The organism is Hungatella sp. SB206 (assembly GCF_051132295.1).
GTDB lineage: Bacteria > Bacillota > Clostridia > Lachnospirales > Lachnospiraceae > Hungatella > Hungatella effluvii.
This window is the reverse complement of sequence record NZ_CP096603.1, coordinates 6,407,455-6,426,863: the sequence shown is the minus strand read 5'-3', so window position 1 is coordinate 6,426,863 and position 19,409 is coordinate 6,407,455. Positions and strand designations below refer to the sequence as shown.

Below are 19,409 nucleotides of genomic sequence, written 5' to 3'. Positions count from 1 at the left end.
AAAATTCTGCTTGTGCGGTTGGGACTGTTCCGGCAGGAGCCTGTGGCAGGATGTATGCCGGGGCAGCCCCCAACCGCACAGGTGAAAAACTTTTGTAAAAAACATCGAAAAAACCTTGATTTTATGGGAAAAAGAGGTTGACACACCCGGCTGAATGTAATATAATGTATAACTGTGACGTTAGACGAAAATGCTTATGCCAATGCCCCGGAGTGAGCGTTTTACGATATAGTTTTAATAATAACAGCAATTTAACAGGAGGTTAACCAATGAAAACTTTTATGGCTAGTCCAGCAACAATTGAGAGAAAATGGTACGTAGTTGACGCTACAGGACATACATTAGGACGCTTGGCTTCAGAAGTGGCTAAAGTATTAAGAGGAAAGAATAAACCGATTTTCACACCACACATGGATTGCGGCGATTATGTAATTATCGTAAATGCAGATAAGGTGAACGTATCTGGAAAGAAGTTAGACCAGAAGATTTACTACAATCACTCTGATTATGTAGGCGGAATGAAGGAAACAACCTTAAGAGAAATGATGGCTAAGAAGCCGGAGAAGGTTATGGAATTAGCAGTTAAAGGTATGCTTCCGAAAGGACCTTTAGGAAGAAGCATGATGACAAAACTTCACGTTTACGCTGGATCGGAACATGATAATGCGGCTCAGAAACCAGAAGTTTTAGAAATCAAATTTTAATTAAGGTACTGAAAGGAGGAAGTTATCATGGCTAATGCAAAATTTTATGGAACAGGCAGAAGAAAAAAATCTATCGCCAGAGTATATTTAGTACCGGGTACAGGTAAGATCACAGTTAATAAGAGAGATATCGATGAGTACTTCGGTCTTGAAACATTAAAAGTTGTTGTTCGTCAGCCGTTAGTTGCTACAGAGACCAACGATAAGTTTGACGTACTGGTTAACGTTCATGGTGGTGGTTTTACAGGACAGGCAGGTGCTGTAAGACACGGAATCGCAAGGGCTCTTCTTCAGGCAGACGCTGATTACCGTCCGATCCTCAAGAAAGCTGGCTATTTAACCAGAGACCCAAGAATGAAAGAGAGAAAGAAGTACGGTCTCAAGGCAGCTCGTAGAGCACCTCAGTTCAGCAAGAGATAATCTGCTGTTCAAACCGTATCAAAATGGTTCAAAAACCCCGGAAAATCAAGGTTTTCCGGGGTTTTACTATATCTAAACGGGCTAATATAGTTTGACTAAATTTGGTAAAACGAGAGCCGTTTTCACCCAATTTTCCGTGGTTAAATATAGGACAACCGGCAAAAATGGGGGTAAAAAAAGGGGTTAGTGGTTAAATTATAGGACAACCGAGAGCTGATTTTTGCGGTGTTTTTGGGGCGCTTTTCAGCTCTCCTTCCCTTTGTTTTGGGCTGTGGCAGTTTGGCATAGCTTGACCTAATTTGGATAATTGAATATGAATTTGATACAGCACTCAGTGTAAAATGACTGGGTGTTTTTTCATTTCAAGAACTCGTATTCCGGCGATAGAAAGAGCCGTCACTTCACTTTTAATTTTGGAGTGGCGGCTTTTTCTATTTCCAGAAGCAACAGCAACAATCAGAAATGAGGTGAAGTCAATGAACACGCAAATCATCGCCATCGCCAACCAGAAGGGCGGCGTTGGCAAAACCACAACCTGTGCCAATCTTGGAATCGGTTTGGCGCAGGCTGGGAAGAAAGTCCTGCTGATCGACGGAGACCCGCAAGGCAGCCTGACCATCAGCCTGGGTTATCCCCAACCGGACAAGCTACCCTTTACCCTTTCCGACGCGATGGGACGCATCCTGATGGACGAGCCGCTGCGACCCGGTGAGGGCATCCTGCACCACCCGGAAGGCGTTGACCTGATGCCTGCTGACATTCAGCTCTCCGGCATGGAGGTTTCTCTGGTGAACGCCATGAGCCGCGAGACTATCCTGCGGCAATACCTGGACACCGTAAAGGGACAGTATTCCCATATCCTGATTGATTGTCAGCCCTCCCTGGGTATGCTCACGGTCAATGCGCTGGCAGCCGCCAATAGGGTCATAATTCCCGTCCAGGCTGAGTATCTGCCCGCAAAAGGATTAGAACAGCTGCTCCAAACAGTAAATAAGGTGAAGCGACAGATTAACCCCAAACTCCAGATTGACGGCATCCTGCTGACGATGGTGGACAACCGCACCAACTTTGCCAAGGAGATCGCCGCCCTGCTGCGGGAGACCTACGGCAGCAAAATCAAGGTGTTCGCCACCGAGATTCCCCATTCTGTTAGGGCAAAGGAAATCAGCGCCGAGGGCAAGAGCATTTTTGCCCATGACCCTGGCGGCAAGGTGGCTGAGAGCTACAAAAATCTGACGCAGGAGGTGACGAAACTTGAAAAGCAGCGCGAAAAAAGTAGAGCTGGCATCGGTAGATGATCTTTTTACCACGGAGCAGGAACGTCAGGAAGCCGACGAAGAGAGAGTTGTCCGTATCCCCCTTACACAATTGCACTACTTTAAAGGGTATCCAGCTATGCAGACCGAGGTGCCATTTACAGGTCAGCCTTACCGTTTCAAGGATGATGACCCCAAGATGCAGGAAACGCTGGATAGTGTTAAAAAGCGCGGTGTTCGTGCGCCTGGCCTTGTGCGCCCTGACCCGGATGGTGGCTATGAGATTATTTCTGGCCATCGCCGCCACCGAGCCAGCGAGTTGGCAGGTTTGGAGGATATGCCAGTCATTATCAGGGATATGACCGATGAAGAAGCGGTTATAGAGATGGTAGATGCCAATATCCAGCGCGAGAAAGTTATGCCCAGTGAAAAAGCATGGGCTTATCGCATGAAGTTAGAGGCCATCAAACATCAGGGAGCAAGAACAGACCTTACTTCTGTTCAAGTCGAACAGAAGTTGAGTGCCCGTGACAAGGTGGCCAAAGATGCTGGTGAGAAAAGTGGCATTCAGATCATGCGTTATATCCGATTAACCGAGCTAATTCCCGAACTGTTGGATATGGTGGATGAAAAGAAAATCGCCTTTAATCCGGCCTACGAGCTGTCTTTCCTCAAAAAAGAGGAACAGATCCAGCTTTTGGACGCGATGGACAGCGAACAGGCCACCCCCTCTCTCTCCCAGGCCCAGCGGCTCAAGAAGTTCAGCCAAGAGGGGCGTTTATCCATTGATGTGATGCGGGCCATTATGGGCGAGGAAAAGAAAAGCGATCTGGACAAGGTGACATTCACTTCGGACACTTTGCGGAAGTATTTTCCCAAGAGTTATACTCCGGCCAGGATGCAGGAAACCATTATCAAGCTGCTGGAACAGTGGCAGAAAAAACGCCAGCAACAGCATGAACGCTGAGAAAGGAGCAGCCTATGAGGGATATTTCAGCCCGTGAGCTGAAAGGACATAACATTCTTGCCGTGGAGCGTTTTCAGGATAACACTCGCCGGATGATTGAGTTTTCTGTCCTGCGTTCCTGCGCCTACGGCAGTCCCGGTGATGAAATGCGGCTGTTTCTTACGGAGGACGGCTATCAGGCCGCCCTCGTAAGCCAGAAGCGCCGGGAAATCAAAATCAGGCGGCACGCCCGTATCATCGAGGGACACATCCTCGATTTTAAGCCGGACAAGCACCGCCGCCACTCATAAACAAGCCATTACTGCGAAAGGAAAGGATTGAAATGTGCACTGTAAAGGAAATCCGGGAAGCAATCCGGGAGGATTGTCGTTCCCAGCATGATATGGAAACCGCCGACATTGACCGCATTTTCCAGACGCTCCCGTTTTCACAGAGGAATAGCCTGCTGGATAAACCGCCCATGCCTAAGCGCCCCTACCGGCGCAGGAAAAAAGAACAGAAATCGTGACCGCCACAATTCTTTTTACAGGAGTGTGGCGTTTTTCATACCCTGAGAAATTTGGAAGGAGTGAGGTCAATGGCCATATTTCGTATTGAACGAACCAGAGATTATACCGTGATGAGCAACCATCATTTACGCAACGGGAAGCTGTCCCTCAAGGCCAAGGGGCTGCTTTCCATGATGCTGTCCTTGCCGGAGGACTGGAACTACACCACCAGAGGGCTTGCGAAAATCTGCAAGGAGGGCGTGGACGCTATCGGCGGCGCGCTGCGGGAGCTGGAAACTGCCGGGTACATTGTACGCCATCAACTGCGGGATCGGCAGGGCCGGATCAGCGACACCGAGTATGTCATCTATGAGCAACCGCAGCCGAAGAACCCGGATACGCCCCAGCCGGATACGGCTTCACCAGATACGGAAAACCCGGATATGGAGAAACCGGATACGGAAAAGCCCGCAGAATTAAATATAGAGAAATCCAATACTCAAAAAATAATAACAGATGGATCAAGTATCGATTCTATTCCCTTCCGGGAGAAAACGGCGGCAAGACTGCCGGAACGGAAAGGAAGGGATGCGATGTCAGTCTCCGAGATAGAAAATTATCGGGATTTGATTTTAGAGAACATTGAGTATGACTACCTGTGCAGGGAGTTTGCTACCTATCGGGAGGATTTGGACGAGATCGTGGAGCTGATGGTGGAAACCGTCTGTGCCAGACGCAAAACCACCCGGATCGCTGGCAGCGACTTTCCCCATGAGGTGGTGCGCTCCCGTTTTTTGAAGCTGGACAGCGAACATATCCGGTTTGTCATGGACAGCTTGCAGAAAAACACCACCGAAGTCCGCAACATGAAGCAATACCTGCTGACGGTGCTGTTTAACGCTCCCACCACCATCAGCAACCACTACACTTCACAGGTCAATCACGATATGAACGCAGGCGGCTGGTAAGGCCGTCTTTTTTCATCCCACAACAATGTCTTTTACAGGAGGTTACGCTATGAATCAGATGGAAATTTTCAGCAATCAGGAGTTCGGCAGTATCCGCACTTTTGAGCAGGACGGCAAAGTGCTGTTTTGCGGAAAGGATATTGCGAAAGCACTTGGATACCAACGTACCGCTGATGCCATCACAGCCCACTGCAAAGGGGTCTGCGTTTTACCGCCCCCTTCTAACGGCGGTATTCAGCGAATGAAATTTATTCCCGAAGGCGATGTGTACCGCCTAATCGTTCACAGCAAGCTGCCCTCTGCGGAACGGTTTGAACGCTGGGTATTTGATGAGGTGCTGCCCTCTATCCGAAAACACGGGGCTTACATCACCAGAGAAAAGCTGTGGGAGGTTGCCACTTCCCCGGAAGCCATGATGAAACTCTGTTCCGACCTGCTGGCCGAGCGCGAGGAAAATGCGGTGCTGCGGAAAGAAAACGCCATGCTGGAGGGCAAGGCAGCCTTTTATGACCTGTTTATCGACCTCAAGCACAGCACCAACCTCCGCACCACCGCCAAAGAACTGGTTGTGCCGGAGCGCCGGTTTGTCCGATTCCTGCTGGAACAGCGGTTTGTGTACCGCGCCCCGTCCGGGAATGTGCTGCCTTATGCAAAGCCTGCCAACGACGGCCTGTTTACCGTTAAGGACTACTGCAATCATGGGCATACCGGCTCCTATACACTGGTAACGCCCCAGGGCAAGCTCTTTTTTGCCCAGCTGCGGGACAGCATCCTGCTGATGATATGATGATGCGGTATCTTCTGCGGCGGCTGGTGGTTCCGCCTTAAATTTTCTGACCCATCCCTGCAAAATCTGCGGAAAGGAGGCGTTATCCCATGCAGGAAGAAGTGGAAAACAGGACTTTAACGCTGGTAGTCAACGGCACAAAGTTCACCGGGCGGCTGTTTAAGGCCGCCATTTGTAAATACCTTGCCCACTGCAAGGAAAAGAAGCTGAATAAGCAGCGAAAACGGGAAATCCCAGTCAAACCCCAGGGCAAGCAGACGGTCAAGCAGCTTGTAGGGCAGAATCAGGGCGTATCCAACATTGAGATCACCGACCCCTCCATCAAGGAGTTTGAAAAGATTGCCCGGAAATACGGTGTGGATTATGCGGTGAAAAAAGACCGCAGCACCTCCCCGCCCAAGTACCTGATCTTTTTCAAAGGTCGGGATGCGGATGCGCTGACCGCCGCCTTTACTGAGTACACCGGCAAAAAAGTGAAAAAAGCAGAGAAAACAGAGCGTCCGTCTGTGCTGGCAAAGCTGAACCAGTTCAAAGAGCTGGTCAAAAATGCCGTGGTGGATCGCACCAGGCGAAAGGAGCTGGAACGATGAAAAAGCAGCTTGACATCAAAAAGCTCCTGATTTTGAACCTGCCGTATATTCTGATGGGACTGTTTGCCACCAACTTCGGAGAAGGATGGCGCAGGGCGCAGGGCGCGGACGCTTCGGCAAAAATGCTCTCGTTCTTCTCCACGCTGCCGGTGGCGCTGGCAAGCTGGTGGCCCAGCCTGCACCCGCTGGATTTACTGGTGGGTCTGTGCTGTGGTGCTGGCCTGCGGCTGGCGGTCTATCTCAAGAGCAAGAACGCCAAAAAGTATCGCCACGGCATGGAGTATGGTTCTGCCCGCTGGGGAACCCATGAGGACATCGCTCCTTACATCGACCCGGTGTTCCAGAACAATGTGATTCTGACGAAAACCGAGAGCCTGACTATGAACAGCCGTCCCAAAGACCCCAAGACTGCCAGAAACAAAAATGTGCTGGTGATTGGCGGCTCCGGTTCCGGTAAGACCCGGTTCTGGCTGAAACCGAACCTGATGCAGATGCACAGCTCTTATGTGGTCACAGACCCCAAAGGCACCATCCTGGTGGAGTGCGGCAAAATGCTCCAGCGAGGCACCTCCAAGCTGGGCAAGGACGGCAAACCCATGAAGGATAAGCACGGCAAGGTCATCTATGAGCCGTACCGGATCAAAGTCCTCAACACCATTAACTTCAAGAAGTCCATGCACTATAACCCCTTTGCCTACATCCACTCGGAGAAGGACATCTTGAAGCTGGTCACCACGCTGATCGCCAATACCAAGGGCGAGGGCAAGGCCGGGGACGATTTCTGGGTCAAGGCGGAAACGCTTTTGTACTGCGCCCTTATCGGGTATATCCACTATGAGGCCCCGGTGGAGGAACAGAATTTTTCCACCCTCATCGAGTTCATCAATGCGATGGAGGTCCGGGAGGATGACGAGGAGTTCAAAAACCCCGTTGACCTGATGTTTGACGCGCTGGAGGCAGAGAAGCCCAACCATTTCGCTGTCCGCCAGTACAAAAAGTACAAGCTGGCAGCTGGTGTTGTATGCTCTAAAAGACTTCTTAATCAATCGGTTGGGAAGTCTCTTAGAACACACAACCTAAAACCGAAGAAAGGAGCGCAAGCTATGAGAAAAAACGAGAAAATCACAGCTCTGTACGAACGATTGAGCCGTGATGACTTTGGCAAAGATGATGACCAACAGCGTGAGAGCAATTCCATTTCCAATCAAAAAGCTATGTTGGAAGAGTTCGCCGCCCGGCAGGGCTTTACAAACATTGTCCATTTCACGGACGATGGCATTAGTGGTACTTGCTTTGACCGTCCCGGATTTTTGGCAATGATGAAAGAAGTGGAAGCCGGGAATGTGGAGTACCTGTGTATCAAGGACATGAGCCGCATGGGTCGTGACTATCTGAAAGTCGGTCAGATTATGGAAATCCTGCGTCAGCGTGGCGTTCGCCTTATCGCCATCAATGACGGCGTGGACAGTGCCAGAGGGGACGATGATTTTACCCCTTTCCGCAACATCATGAACGAGTATTATGCCAGAGACACCAGCCGTAAAATCCGTTCCACTTTCCAGTCCAAAGGCAAGTCCGGCAAGCACCTCACAGGCACGGTCATTTACGGCTATCTCTGGAACGAAGCCAGAGACCAATGGCTGGTTGACCCCGAAGCCGCAGAGGTGGTCAAGCGCATCTTTTCCATGACGATTGACGGCTACGGTCCGTATCAGATCGCCAGCAAGCTGAAAGAAGAAAAAGTCCTCATTCCGTCCGCTTACCTTGCCCGGCACGGCGAGGGCGTGAACAAAAACAAGACTTTCAAAGATGTGTACGGTTGGGGTTCTTCCACCATCTGCAACATTCTTGAAAAGCGTGAGTATCTGGGACACACCATCAACTTCAAGACCCGAAAGCACTTCAAGGACAAGAAAAGCCATTATGTTCCGGAGGACGAATGGACAATTTTCGAGAATACCCATGATCCTATCATTGACCAGCAGACCTTTGACCTTGTGCAGAAAATCCGTGGGAATGTCAGACGCTACCCGGACGGCTGGGGCGAAGCAGCTCCCCTCACGGGCTTGCTCTATTGTGCCGATTGCGGCGGCAAGATGTATGTCCACCGCACCAATAACGGCAAGCGCATTTCTCAATACACCTGCTCACAGTACACCAAAGTTCCTTGCGGAACGCTCTGCAAGACCCAGCACCGTATCAATGAAGATGTGGTACTGTCCCTTGTCTCTGAAATGCTGAAAGCCATTGCCGAGTATGCGAAGCATGACAGAGCCGAGTTTGTCCGTGTGGTGCAGGAAGCGCAGTCCAGCCAGCAGACCACAGAGGTCAGGAAACAGCGGACACGCCTTGCCACAGCAAAGCAGAGAGTTTCCGAGCTGGAAGTCCTGCTCTGCAAAATCTATGAGGATAACATTTTAGGCAAGCTGTCCGACAGCAGATACGCCACTCTGGACGCTCAATACGAAAAGGAACAGACCGAGCTTACCGCTGAAATCTCTGTTCTGGAAAAGGCAGTCAAGAGCTATGAGAAGCATGAAAAGGACGCTGACCGTTTTATCGCTCTGATTGACAAATATGAGAACTTCGACAAGCTGACCATTGCCATGCTCAACGAGTTTATCGAGAAAATCCTTGTGCATGAGCGTGACCGCAAAGGCAGTATACAGACCACACAGGAGGTCGAGATTTACTTCAATTTTGTCGGGCGATTTGTTCCCCCGGCGTTTGGAGAAGTTGAGCTGACCCCGGAAGAATTAGAGGAAATCCGCAAGCGTGAGGAACGCAAGGACAGGCTTCATCAGAACTACTTGAAGCGGAAAGCCAGCGGAGCGCAGAAGCGATACGAGGACAAAATCAAGAAGCGGAAAAAGGCGGAAATCGAAGCCAAGAAAGCCGCCATTCGTGCGGAGGACATTGCAAAGGGAGTGTTCGTCCCTGTCAGCAGTTTACCGCAGAGAGAGCCGATGAAAGGAGTACAAACAGCATGAATATCACTTACACACAGAACGGAGATTACCTTATCCCGAACATCGTTATCCGCAAGACCAAGCCCCTCGGACACTACGGCAGACTTCGCAAGGCGTATCTGGAAAATGCACCGTCCGATACTGTTCAATGAGCTGGTGTTATCAGATAAGCTTTTTGAGCATTGCGCCGAGATTGACGAAGCGGCACGAAACCGAATAGAGCTGATCGTGCGGTCACTGGCAGAGCAAAACGGCGTGACCGAACAGCTGAAAGCCGAAAATCAGATGGAGTGGGTACGGCAGATGAACGCTTGCAAGGCACAGGCAGAGGAAGTTGTGAAAGCGGAATTGATTTATGATTGAGCGAGGAAGTCCGGGCAGAAAACTGTTCGGACTTTTCTCATATCTCACAAAAGTTGAGGTAGAATTGTTCACAAGTTTTATGGTATAATTTGAACACGAAATTGAGCAACAAATTTATAAAGGAGAATATGGATGAAGCTGTTTTTATGTTCGCACTTTTCAAGTGTAGGAAGTTTGATAAAAGAAGAAATTGATAACAAGAAAGTCGCATTCATTCCCACGCCGTCTGCAAGCTGACGGACGTAGACCCGGACACGGGCTGCAAGGAATTTGAGATTGAAAAGGGACGCTTCTCTTTCCGGCTGACCGCCCCATACAGAGAGGAACGCCGCAGCGCGGCGAGCGAAGCGGCGAAAAACGAATAAAAGGGTTTTAGGGCTTCGTTGATTGTTGCGTTGGCACCCCCACCGCAATGGTAGTGCCCTTCTCGGAACTTTCCTCCACCCAAACGGAGCCGCCGTGGAGGTCGGCGATCTCCCATACCAGCGAGAGCCCCAGTCCCGCACCGCCGTACTCGCGGCTGCGGGACTTATCCACCCGGAAAAAGGGCTGGAAGATGCTCTGCTGATACTTCTCCGGAATGCCGCAGCCGGTATCGGAAACGCGAATCAGGAGTTTTTCCGTTTCCTGTGTGACACAGACCCGCACCGAGCCGCCCGGCCGGTTGTACTTGACAGCATTCTCCGTCAGGTTGAAGATCAGCCGGTAGATCAGTGCATCGCTGCCGGTCATAATGCCGTCGCCCTCCGCCGTCAGCGTGACGCCGAGCTTATCTGAGAGCGGCGCAAGATCTGTGAAGATCTCCTCAATCATGGGAGCGAGCTGGATCCGCTCGTTCCGCGCCACCTGCCGCAGATTGCTCATCTCCAGCAGTGTCCTGGTCAGCTGTATCAGCCGTTCCGTCTGCTCACGCAAAAGCGTGAGGAACTCCGCCGTCTCCGGTCGCACATCAGGATGCTCCGCGGAAAACAGCTCCAACTGCGCCTGCATTAGTGCCAGTGGCGTGCGCAGTTCGTGGGCCGCGTTGCCGGTGAACTGCCGCTGGGCGGCAAAGGCATTGTTCAGCCGCTCCAGCATCTGGTTGAACGAGCGGCTCAGCTGCTGAAATTCTGGAATGACGTCTTCATCGATCCTCATATCGGCAAGATTGTTCAGCTGCACCTGCTCCACCTGCGAGGCAAAACTGCGCAGGGGCTTGAGCGCACGTCCGCTGACAAAATAGGTCAGAATGCCGCTGAGCAGCGTTACCGCAGCCGTGATGTACCAGTTGGTGGTGCGGAAGCGCCCCTGCGCCCCATCGATGACGATGGTCAGCTCCTCGTCGGGCGCTATGAGCTGCGGGTCAAAGCTCGCCGCTTCGCCCTCATTCAGGATTACCGTGCTGCCGCCCTGTAAGCTGTCCGCAATGGTGTCCATATAGTACACGCCGGAGGAGCAGAGCAGCAGATTCATGATTACGCAGGTGGCACCGATGAGCAGGACGGTCATCAGGGTGATGCGCCATTGCAAGGAAAGATGCTTCATGCTTCCTCGCCCCCCATCAGATAGCCCTCGCCGATGCGGTTGCGGATGGGATCATAACCCAGCGCGGCGCGGAGCTTTTTGCGCAGGGCGGAGATGTGGACGCGAATGGAATTGCTGAAGCTGTCCACGCTGTTGTCCCAAACGTGATCCATCAGCTCCTCCTGGCTCACGGGCCGCCCCTGATGCACCATCAGGTATTCAAGTATCCCTGTTTCCTTGCGGGTGAGCGTCAGCGTCTGCCCGTTGACGGCGGCGGTACGGGAGCGGGTGTCAAAGGTCAGCTCACCGCAGATCAGCAGCACATCCTGCTGGGTGAACTGCCGCAGGGTCAGGCTGCGAATGCGAGCCTCCAGTTCGGCAAGATGAAAGGGCTTTGCCAGATAGTCGTTGGCTCCCGCGTCCAGTCCCTCCACCTTGTCCTCCACCTCACCCCGGGCGGAGAGGATCAGTACTTTTGTCTCCCGGTCGGTCTGCCGCAGGGTGCGCAGCACTGTCATGCCGTCCTTCCCCGGCAGGTTCAGATCCAGCAGTACCAGATCGTAGCGCTCCACGCCCAGAAGCTCCACCGCCTTCTCCCCGTCGTAGCAGCAGTCCACGCTGTATGCCTGGCGTCGCAGGCTGCGGACGATGGTTTCGCACAGGGCGCGTTCATCTTCAATTACTAAAAGGTGCATAAGAGCCCTCCTTCTTTATTCATTTTCATGTTGTTTTTAATTATAGCAAACCCAGATAAAGTTTGCATTAAATTTTCGTTCTTAACAAGGACTTTAACTCTCTTGCGTTATGATGGTAGCAGAAAAAGTGAAAGGGTGATGGAATTGAGCCATGTAAAAAAAACGGCGGCGCAGGCCTTGTTGCTGGTTGTGGGTATCGCCATGTTGTGCTTCGGCGTATGGCGCGGTGAGGCGGCGACGGTGCTGAGCAAAGCGATTAAATTATGTCTGGAGTGTGTGGGCATTGGGTAAAAAATTTTCGGGCGCGTCACAACTCCTGTCCCGCTTTCGGAGTTGGATACAGGCAGGGGCAGCCTTATTGACCAACCTGCACCTGCCGAACTTTCTCAAAGGAGGCCTGTATCAGGGCGCAGGGAAAACCGTCTGCGTGCCGGGGCTGAACTGCTACTCCTGCCCAGCGGCCTCCGGTGCCTGTCCCATCGGGGCGTTTCAGGCAGTGGTGGGCTCATCCAAGTTCAGCTTCTCCTATTATATCACAGGTTTCCTCATTTTGCTGGGAGTCCTGCTGGGACGCTTCATCTGCGGTTTTCTGTGCCCCTTTGGCTGGTTTCAGGAGCTGCTGCACAAAATCCCCACGAAGAAGCTCTCCACAAAGAAACTCAAGCCCCTGCGATACTTCAAGTACGCCGTACTGCTGGTGATGGTTTTCCTGCTGCCGGCGTTCCTTGTAAATGATGTAGCCATGGGCGACCCGTTCTTCTGTAAATACCTCTGCCCGCAGGGCGTGCTGGAGGGAGCCATCCCGCTGTCCCTTGCCAATTCCGGCATCCGGGCGGCGCTGGGCAAGCTGTTTACATGGAAGTTCAGCATCCTGCTGTCGGTGATCGTGTTGAGCGTACTGTTCTACCGGCCGTTTTGCAAGTGGCTCTGCCCACTGGGCGCGTTCTATGCGCTGTTCAACCGGGTGTCCCTCTTCCAGATGAAGGTGGACAAGAGTAAGTGCGTCTCCTGTGGAAAGTGTGCCAGAGCCTGCAAGATGGATGTGGATGTGACGAAAACGCCCAACCACACCGAGTGCATCCGCTGCGGAATGTGCGTCCGCGCTTGTCCGACGAACGCCGTGTGCTTCCGTTACGGCTTCGGCAACGGGAAAGAAACACCAAAGAAAACAACGATGGAGGAATCAAAATGAACATGAAGAGAATTTTTGCACTGGCTTTTGCCGTGCTGATGGTGCTGGCCCTGGCGGCCTGCGGCATGAAGAACAATGACAAGATGGGTGACATGAGCGGCAACGGCTCCGCCATGACCGGCGAGCCGAAAAACGCCGAGGAGGCGCTCAGCCTGCACAAGGAGCTGCTGGAGCGGGAGAACGCGATCCTGTCGGAAAATACCGAGCTGTGGGAAAAGGTCTTTATGGAGGCCGACAAGGGCATGGCCATGGTCGAGGACGGGAAAAACTACGGCGACTTCCTGCTGGATACCATCGAGACCGCGAAAGAGCAGTTCGCCGACAAGGAGTATGAGTGGCTGAAGGAGTCAGCCACGGAGATCAGCAATATTGAAAACAAGCTGACCGAGTTGGAAGAGAAGTATCCCGAGATCATGCAGAAATCCATGGACGGCGATATGAGTATGCCCGCGGGCGATGATATGAGTATGCCGTCCGATCAGAGCGGCGCGGACAAGATGGCCGAGCAGGGCAGTATGCAGAAGTTCCCCGCCTTTGAGGGGAAAGACCTGGACGGCAACACGGTGAAGAGCGACGAGCTGTTCTCCGGCAACGCCGTCACCGTAGTGAATTTCTGGTTTACCACCTGCAATCCCTGCGTGGGCGAGCTTTCCGAGCTGGACGCGCTGAACAAGGAGCTTGCGAAGAAGGGCGGCGCACTCATCGGTGTCAACACCTTCACATTGGATGGCGATGAAGCGGCAATTTCCGAAGCAAAAGATGTACTGGCCAAGAAGGACGCCACCTATCAGAATGTGTATTTTGACTCAGATGGTGAGGCGGGAAAGTTTACCACCAACATCTTTGCCTATCCCACCACCTATGTGGTCGACCGCAGCGGCAATATTGTGGGCGACCCCATCGTAGGCGCCATCACGGAAAAGAAGCAGGCGGAGACGCTGCAAAAGCTCATCGACCAGGCTCTTGCCGCCGATATGGGCTGACAAACGAATTTATCATCTCAGAATGGAGGGAAACACCATGTATCGGAGAGTATTGCCGCTTCTGCTCACCGCGGTACTGCTGCTGAGCGGCTGCACTGCCGGGCAGAAAAATATTCCGCAGAAAACGGACGAGAAGGAAAGGACCGGACAGCCCTCTGATATGTCCGGTGAAGGAAGCATGTATATGGATACCACGGAAAATGTCATCTATCTGGCGGGCGGCTGCTTCTGGGGCATGGAACAGCTGATGCAGTCCATCCCCGGCGTCATCGATGCCGAGAGCGGCTATGCCAACGGCACCTGCGAGGCGGACGCCGATTACAAGACCGTCTGCAAGGGTGAGACCGGCTTTCGGGAGGCCGTGCGGGTGGAGTATGACCCCGGACAGGTGAGTCTCGACGCCCTGCTGCTGGCCTACTTCTATGTGATCGACCCCACGGTGGAGAACCGGCAGGGCAACGACCGGGGCAGCCAGTATCAGACCGGTGTCTATTACACCAACGAAAGCGCGAAGGAAACGGTGGAGCGCATTGCGGAGATCGAGCGGGGACGCAGTGAAAAGTTCTTCGTGGAGATCGGCCCACTCAAGAACTACTACCCTGCCGAGGAGTACCACCAGAACTACCTCGAAAAGAACCCGAACGGCTACTGCCACATCCCGCGGGCGGAGATGGAGCTGTTCTCCAAGCTTCGCATCGATCCAGGCGACTACCAAAAGCCCGCAGCAGAGTCCATTCGGGACAAACTGACGGAGGAGCAGTACCGCATCACCCAGGAGAACGGCACGGAACGTCCATTCAGCAATGAGTTCTGGGATCAGTTCGAGAAGGGCATCTATGTGGATATCGTCACCGGCGAACCGCTCTTTTCCTCCACGGATAAGTACGAGAGCGGCTGCGGCTGGCCGGCTTTCACAAAGCCCATTGAAGAGCCTGCCGTGGTGGAACTGGAGGACCTGAGCCACGGCATGCGCCGCACAGAGGTCAGAAGCCGTGCCGGAGATTCTCACCTTGGTCATGTGTTCACCGGCGATCCGGAGTCCCCAAATGGCGTGCGCTACTGCATCAACAGTGCGGCCCTGCGCTTTGTGCCTTACGCAAAGATGGAAGCAGAGGGTTACGGATATCTTCTGTATCTGTTCGAGGAATGAGTTCACAAAATACAATGGCTGGATACAAAACGGCTACAAATTCGTGAAGAACCTATGTACAGCCAGAAATACGTGGATTATTTGGACGAAAAGCGTATTGAGAGTGCATTTTATAACCCTAAATCAAAGCCCAAGACTTGTCAGGGAATTGTAATTGATTGTGAAGGTTTAAAGGTTATTTGCAAAGACTAATTAGAAAATTCAAGTTTGTCGAACTGATAAAATCCCTTTAGGAACTAAAGGGCGCACTTCTATACTCTCTTGTCGAGAGTATTGTGCGTCCTGCGGAGCTTCATTCTCTGTCAGCAGAAAGAAACTGCATGACCGAGAATGTTTCGTCACTTCGCTCCGTCAAGGTGGCTACACCCCCTTGCGCCGCTAAAGCAGCTATCCCCTGTGGACTTGCCGTCCGCAAACAGCATAAAATGCTGTTCGCCGCCAGCAAGTTTGAAAAAATAAATACCGAAAATCAGACCGTTGACTGGTCGCACTATGCGAAAAGTTGACGGTCTTTTTTTATCCCCAAAATCAAAAAAGGAGGTCAATCCCAATGACAAAACCGAAAACCCTCGACCAGCTCCGAGCCGAAAAGGAACGAGCCGAGACGCAGCTTGCACAGGAACAGCACAAGCTGGAGCGTCTGGAGAATAGAAAGAAGTATCTGGAGAAAGGTGAACGCACCAAGCGCACACACCGCCTTTGCAATCTGGGCGGCACGATTGAGAGCCTTGCCCCGGAGGTCAAAGATCTCACACGCACCGAAATGACAGAGCTGATGGAACACATCTTTTCCCTGTCCGAAGTCCAGCGAGCCGTCCGTCACATGGCGATTACCCACATCAGCCAAGCAAACAGAGAAAAGGAGTTGAAAGCCGATGGCACTATTTCATCTGAGCGTCACGCAGACTAAGCGCAGCGCAGGACAGTCCGCTATTGCTTCTGCCGCATACCGAGCCGGGGAACGCTTGTATAGCGAGTATTACGGCGAATACAGCGACTACACCCGCAAGGGCGGCGTGATCTGCTCCGATATTCTCCTGCCGTCCCATGCACCGCCCGAATACACAGACCGCCAGACGCTATGGAACGCCGTGGAAAAAGCCGAGCGTGGAAAGAACGCCCAGCTTGCATACAGCTTTGACATTGCCTTGCAGAATGAATTTTCCCTTGAGGAAAACATCGCTCTTGCAAGGCAATTTTTGTTGGAGAACTTTGTGAGCCGTGGCATGGTGGTTGACTTCGCCGTACACCAGCCAGACCGGGAGGACGGCGGCATACCAAACCCACACTTCCATGTGCTTTGTCCTATCCGTCCCATTGAGCAGGACGGCAAATGGGGACTAAAGCAACGCCGGGTGTATGAGCTGGACGAGGACGGCAACCGTATCCGGGACGCAGACGGAAAGTTTGTGTTCAACGCCGTTCCCACTACCGACTGGGGCAGTCCCGAAACGCTGGAATACTGGCGGCAGACATGGGCGGAGCTATGCAACGCCAAGTTTGCGGAAAAGGGGCTTGACGTTCGTATCGACCACCGAAGCTATGAGCGTCAGGGCGTGGAGCTTCTTCCCACCGTCCATGAGGGCGCAACCGTCCGGGCAATGGAGAAGAAAGGCATACGCACCGAGAAAGGCGAGTTCAATCGCTGGATCAGAGCGACCAATGCCGTTATCCGGGACATCAAGAAGAAAATCACTCTCCTGTTTGATTGGATTGCCGAAGCAAAAGCCGAGCTGTCCAAACCGCAATCCCCCGACCTTGTTTCTCTGCTGAACGCCTATTACAGCCAGCGCAACGCCGGGGCGTATTCGCAGAAAGGCAAGGTCAGCAACCTAAAGGAGATGAACGAGACTTTCAATTATCTCCGGGCAAACGGCATTTACACCCTTGAAGATTTGGAACACCGTGTCAACGAACACAACGCCACCACGGAGAGCTTGAAGAAAACGCTGGGCGAACAGACCGCCCGAATGAAAGCGATTAAGCAGCTCTATGACAGCTCCGCTGCTTTCCGAAGCCTGAAGCCTGTCTATGACGGCTTGCAGAAAATCAAGTTTGAAAAGCCCAGAGCCAAGTACAAGGCAGAGCATGAAGCGGAACTGAAACAGTTCTACGCCGCCAGACGCAAGCTGACCGAGGAGTTCTCGGACGGCAAGGTGGATATGAAAAAGCTGTCCGCAGAGTATGACGCTTTGGAACAGGCGCATGAAACCACCTACGGCGAGTTTAAGACTGTCAGAGACGATTTACACCGCCTTTGGAGGGTCAAGTCATGCGTAGATACTGCCGCCCGATTTAACGAGCGTACAGAGGAACAAATGCTCCAAAATCGACCCCAAACACGACAGAAAAAGGAGGAACTATCCCGATGAATTACACCCAAGCACAGATTGACCGGGCAAATGCCGTCAGTCTGGAAGATTTTCTCCGTACACAGGGAGAGACACTAATCAAAAGCGGACGGGAATACCGCTGGAAAGAACATGACAGCTTGACCGTCCGGGGAAACAAGTGGTTTCGCCACAGCCAGAGCAAGGGCGGCTATCCCATTGATTTTGTCATGGAGTTTTACGGAAAGTCCTTTCCCGAAGCCGTCCAGCTCCTGACCGGCGAAAGCGGCGAGGGGCAGACCGAAGCCAGCACAACACCGCCCACAGCGTTTCACTTGCCCTTGCACAACAGAACAGCCGACAGAGCAATTCAATATCTTTGCGAAAGCCGAGGTCTCAACAAAACGCTTGTTGAGGCTTTTCTTCTTTCTGGGGATATTTACGAGGACGCAAAGCGGCACAATGTTGTGTTTGTCGGCAGAGACCGAAGCGGTACGCCGAGATACGCCCATGTGCGAGGAACGGCAGACCCATTCAGACAGGACATTGCCGGGTCTGACAAGTCCTATCCGTTCCGCTATGAGGGAAACGGCAACCAGCTCTTTGTCTTTGAAGCACCGATTGACCTGTTATCGTTCATCTGCCTTTATCCGCAGGACTGGCAGACAAGGAGCTATCTTGCCCTGGGCGGCGTTTCGGGCAAAGCCCTTGACCGTTTTCTTTCTGAACGCAAGGACGCCCGAAAAGTATTCCTCTGCCTTGACAGCGACACCGCAGGAAGTGAAGCCTGCTCCCGACTGGCGCAGGACATTCCCAGCGAGATCGCCGTCATTCGCCTTGTCCCGGCAAGGAAAGACTGGAACGATGTTCTCCGTCAGCAAGGGGATATTCCCAGCCGCAAATTCATAGCCGAGACAATCACGCTGCGAGAGCTGCCCACCGCCCAGCCTGTCCCCATGCTCCGTATGGCAGATGTGGAGCTGACGAGCGTGGATTGGCTATGGTTTCCGTATATCCCCTTTGGAAAGCTGACGATCATACAGGGCAACCCCGGCGAGGGCAAGACCTACTTTGCCATGCGTCTTGCGGCGGCTTGCACCAATCGAAAGCCCTTGCCCGGTATGGAGACCCTTGAGCCTTTCAATATCATCTATCAGACCGCCGAGGACGGTCTGGGCGATACTGTTAAGCCCCGGCTGATGGAAGCAAACGCAGACCTTGAAAGAGTGCTTGTCATTGACGATAGAGACACGCCGCTGACCCTTGCCGATGAGCGCATAGCAAGGGCAATCCGTGAGAACAACGCAAGGCTGGTTATCATTGACCCGGTACAGGCGTTTCTGGGCGCAGATGTGGACATGAACAGAGCAAACGAGGTGCGCCCAATATTCCGCAGTCTGGGAGACATTGCACAGGCTACCGGGTGCGCTATCGTGCTGATCGGACACCTCAACAAAGCCACAGGAACGCAAAGCACTTACCGAGGATTGGGGTCTATCGACATTACGGCGGCAGTCCGCAGTCTGCTGTTTATTGGCAAGCTGAAAGACAGTCCCACAACAAGGGTGCTTATCCATGAGAAAAGCTCCCTTGCGCCGCCCGGACAGTCCCTTGCCTTTTCTCTGGGAGACGAGAAAGGCTTTGAATGGATAGGAGCTTATGACATTACCGCTGACGAGCTTCTTGCCGGGACAGACACCGCCAAGACCGAAAGCAAGACCGCACAGGCGCAAATGCTCATTCTGGAACTGCTGGCAGATGGAAAGCGTATGCCGAGCGCAGAGCTGGAAAAGGCAGTCAATGAGCGTGGGATTTCCTCACGCACCATGAGAACGGCAAAGAGCCGTATCGGGGACAGACTTGTGACCGAGAAAGACGGCACAGCATGGGTCTGCTATCTCCGAGATTGACAACAGGAACACGGCAAGCGTGGCAAAGACGGCAAGGTTTTTATAGATACCTTAATGCTGCCGCCTTGCCTTGTTCCCTCATACCGACACCGCCCGATGATGAACAGTCACCGGGCATTTTTCATTTACAGGAG

General features: G+C 52.6%; 19 protein-coding genes and 2 pseudogenes. 19 read left to right on the top strand and 2 right to left on the bottom strand.

Annotation, left to right across the window (positions count from 1 at the left end):
• The first annotated feature begins 269 nt into the window (after window positions 1–269).
• The 12 genes and pseudogenes from rplM to M1L66_RS28485 all read left to right on the top strand — a co-directional run.
• Complete coding sequence (gene rplM / locus M1L66_RS28540) at window positions 270–704, top strand: 50S ribosomal protein L13 (protein WP_434688995.1); 435 nt, start codon at window positions 270–272, stop codon at window positions 702–704.
• A gap of 27 nt (window positions 705–731) precedes the next feature.
• Window positions 732–1,124 (top strand): 30S ribosomal protein S9, encoded by a 393-nt coding sequence (gene rpsI, locus M1L66_RS28535; RefSeq protein ID WP_006771840.1) that lies wholly within the window; start codon window positions 732–734, stop codon window positions 1,122–1,124.
• A gap of 476 nt (window positions 1,125–1,600) precedes the next feature.
• The gene (locus tag M1L66_RS28530; RefSeq protein WP_002570944.1) at window positions 1,601–2,422 is read left to right on the top strand and encodes a ParA family protein; all 822 of its coding nucleotides are present in this window, start codon (window positions 1,601–1,603) and stop codon (window positions 2,420–2,422) included.
• On the top strand, window positions 2,379–3,347 hold the full coding sequence (locus M1L66_RS28525; RefSeq protein WP_002570943.1) for a ParB/RepB/Spo0J family partition protein: 969 nt from the start codon (window positions 2,379–2,381) through the stop codon (window positions 3,345–3,347). The genes M1L66_RS28530 and M1L66_RS28525 overlap by 44 nt, the downstream gene beginning before the upstream one ends.
• Before the next feature lie 14 nt (window positions 3,348–3,361).
• Window positions 3,362–3,637 (top strand): DUF5720 family protein, encoded by a 276-nt coding sequence (locus M1L66_RS28520; RefSeq protein WP_002570942.1) that lies wholly within the window; start codon window positions 3,362–3,364, stop codon window positions 3,635–3,637.
• Window positions 3,638–3,663: 26 nt separating this feature from the next.
• A complete protein-coding gene (locus M1L66_RS28515; protein WP_432762375.1) occupies window positions 3,664–3,855 on the top strand; it encodes a hypothetical protein in 192 nt (63 codons plus the stop codon).
• Between the two features lie 69 nt (window positions 3,856–3,924).
• On the top strand, window positions 3,925–4,803 hold the full coding sequence (locus M1L66_RS28510) for a DUF6017 domain-containing protein (RefSeq protein WP_006771838.1): 879 nt from the start codon (window positions 3,925–3,927) through the stop codon (window positions 4,801–4,803).
• Between the two features lie 49 nt (window positions 4,804–4,852).
• Entirely contained in the window at window positions 4,853–5,590 is a 738-nt protein-coding gene (locus M1L66_RS28505; protein ID WP_434688992.1) for a BRO family protein, read from the top strand.
• A gap of 89 nt (window positions 5,591–5,679) precedes the next feature.
• Window positions 5,680–6,180, top strand: a complete 501-nt coding sequence (locus tag M1L66_RS28500; RefSeq protein ID WP_002570938.1) for a PcfB family protein — start codon at window positions 5,680–5,682, stop codon at window positions 6,178–6,180.
• Window positions 6,177–9,170 carry a DUF4368 domain-containing protein gene (locus tag M1L66_RS28495; RefSeq protein WP_270279616.1) on the top strand — a complete coding sequence of 998 codons (2,994 nt, stop codon included), beginning with the start codon at window positions 6,177–6,179 and terminating at the stop codon, window positions 9,168–9,170. The genes M1L66_RS28500 and M1L66_RS28495 overlap by 4 nt, the downstream gene beginning before the upstream one ends.
• A pseudogene (locus M1L66_RS28490) lies at window positions 9,167–9,512 on the top strand (TnpV protein). Before M1L66_RS28495 ends, M1L66_RS28490 begins: the two are co-directional and overlap by 4 nt.
• A 132-nt stretch (window positions 9,513–9,644) precedes the next feature.
• Window positions 9,645–9,740, top strand: a pseudogene (locus M1L66_RS28485) (Type 1 glutamine amidotransferase-like domain-containing protein); the annotation flags it as partial.
• Between the two features lie 144 nt (window positions 9,741–9,884).
• Here M1L66_RS28485 and M1L66_RS28480 read toward each other — a convergent pair.
• Both M1L66_RS28480 and M1L66_RS28475 read right to left on the bottom strand, forming a co-directional pair.
• Window positions 9,885–11,036 (bottom strand): sensor histidine kinase, encoded by a 1,152-nt coding sequence (locus tag M1L66_RS28480; protein WP_003500147.1) that lies wholly within the window; start codon window positions 11,034–11,036, stop codon window positions 9,885–9,887.
• Entirely contained in the window at window positions 11,033–11,710 is a 678-nt protein-coding gene (locus M1L66_RS28475; protein WP_003500146.1) for a response regulator transcription factor, read from the bottom strand. The genes M1L66_RS28480 and M1L66_RS28475 overlap by 4 nt, the downstream gene beginning before the upstream one ends.
• Before the next feature lie 138 nt (window positions 11,711–11,848).
• Here M1L66_RS28475 and M1L66_RS28470 point away from each other — a divergent pair, with 138 nt between their 5' ends.
• The 7 genes from M1L66_RS28470 (at window position 11,849) to M1L66_RS28440 (ending at window position 19,275) form a co-directional block, all read left to right on the top strand.
• Window positions 11,849–12,001, top strand: coding sequence for a CD1871A family CXXC motif-containing protein (locus M1L66_RS28470; protein WP_003500145.1), 153 nt, complete (start codon window positions 11,849–11,851; stop codon window positions 11,999–12,001).
• The gene (locus M1L66_RS28465; RefSeq protein WP_003500144.1) at window positions 11,985–12,902 is read left to right on the top strand and encodes a 4Fe-4S binding protein; all 918 of its coding nucleotides are present in this window, start codon (window positions 11,985–11,987) and stop codon (window positions 12,900–12,902) included. The genes M1L66_RS28470 and M1L66_RS28465 overlap by 17 nt, the downstream gene beginning before the upstream one ends.
• Complete coding sequence (locus M1L66_RS28460; RefSeq protein WP_412329716.1) at window positions 12,815–13,885, top strand: TlpA disulfide reductase family protein; 1,071 nt, start codon at window positions 12,815–12,817, stop codon at window positions 13,883–13,885. The genes M1L66_RS28465 and M1L66_RS28460 overlap by 88 nt, the downstream gene beginning before the upstream one ends.
• A gap of 37 nt (window positions 13,886–13,922) precedes the next feature.
• Window positions 13,923–15,035, top strand: coding sequence for a peptide-methionine (R)-S-oxide reductase MsrB (msrB, locus tag M1L66_RS28455; RefSeq protein WP_003500142.1), 1,113 nt, complete (start codon window positions 13,923–13,925; stop codon window positions 15,033–15,035).
• A 550-nt stretch (window positions 15,036–15,585) separates the two neighbouring features.
• Complete coding sequence (locus tag M1L66_RS28450) at window positions 15,586–15,945, top strand: DUF3847 domain-containing protein (protein ID WP_003500140.1); 360 nt, start codon at window positions 15,586–15,588, stop codon at window positions 15,943–15,945.
• Window positions 15,911–17,407, top strand: coding sequence for a MobQ family relaxase (mobQ, locus tag M1L66_RS28445; protein ID WP_003500136.1), 1,497 nt, complete (start codon window positions 15,911–15,913; stop codon window positions 17,405–17,407). The genes M1L66_RS28450 and mobQ overlap by 35 nt, the downstream gene beginning before the upstream one ends.
• Entirely contained in the window at window positions 17,404–19,275 is a 1,872-nt protein-coding gene (locus M1L66_RS28440; protein ID WP_003500134.1) for an AAA family ATPase, read from the top strand. Before mobQ ends, M1L66_RS28440 begins: the two co-directional genes overlap by 4 nt.
• Window positions 19,276–19,409: the final 134 nt, after the last annotated feature.

Bases quoted from the DNA above. Each gene is read 5' to 3' on its own strand.
- rplM (WP_434688995.1), top strand. From the start codon at position 270: ATGAAAACTTTTATGGCTAGTCCAGCAACAATTGAGAGAAAATGGTAC.
- rpsI (WP_006771840.1), top strand. From the start codon at position 732: ATGGCTAATGCAAAATTTTATGGAACAGGCAGAAGAAAAAAATCTATC.
- M1L66_RS28530 (WP_002570944.1), top strand. From the start codon at position 1,601: ATGAACACGCAAATCATCGCCATCGCCAACCAGAAGGGCGGCGTTGGC.
- M1L66_RS28520 (WP_002570942.1), top strand. From the start codon at position 3,362: ATGAGGGATATTTCAGCCCGTGAGCTGAAAGGACATAACATTCTTGCC.
- M1L66_RS28510 (WP_006771838.1), top strand. From the start codon at position 3,925: ATGGCCATATTTCGTATTGAACGAACCAGAGATTATACCGTGATGAGC.
- M1L66_RS28505 (WP_434688992.1), top strand. From the start codon at position 4,853: ATGAATCAGATGGAAATTTTCAGCAATCAGGAGTTCGGCAGTATCCGC.
- M1L66_RS28500 (WP_002570938.1), top strand. From the start codon at position 5,680: ATGCAGGAAGAAGTGGAAAACAGGACTTTAACGCTGGTAGTCAACGGC.
- M1L66_RS28495 (WP_270279616.1), top strand. From the start codon at position 6,177: ATGAAAAAGCAGCTTGACATCAAAAAGCTCCTGATTTTGAACCTGCCG.
- M1L66_RS28480 (WP_003500147.1), bottom strand. From the start codon at position 11,036: ATGAAGCATCTTTCCTTGCAATGGCGCATCACCCTGATGACCGTCCTG.
- M1L66_RS28475 (WP_003500146.1), bottom strand. From the start codon at position 11,710: ATGCACCTTTTAGTAATTGAAGATGAACGCGCCCTGTGCGAAACCATC.
- M1L66_RS28470 (WP_003500145.1), top strand. From the start codon at position 11,849: ATGGAATTGAGCCATGTAAAAAAAACGGCGGCGCAGGCCTTGTTGCTG.
- msrB (WP_003500142.1), top strand. From the start codon at position 13,923: ATGTATCGGAGAGTATTGCCGCTTCTGCTCACCGCGGTACTGCTGCTG.
- M1L66_RS28450 (WP_003500140.1), top strand. From the start codon at position 15,586: ATGACAAAACCGAAAACCCTCGACCAGCTCCGAGCCGAAAAGGAACGA.
- mobQ (WP_003500136.1), top strand. From the start codon at position 15,911: ATGGCACTATTTCATCTGAGCGTCACGCAGACTAAGCGCAGCGCAGGA.
- M1L66_RS28440 (WP_003500134.1), top strand. From the start codon at position 17,404: ATGAATTACACCCAAGCACAGATTGACCGGGCAAATGCCGTCAGTCTG.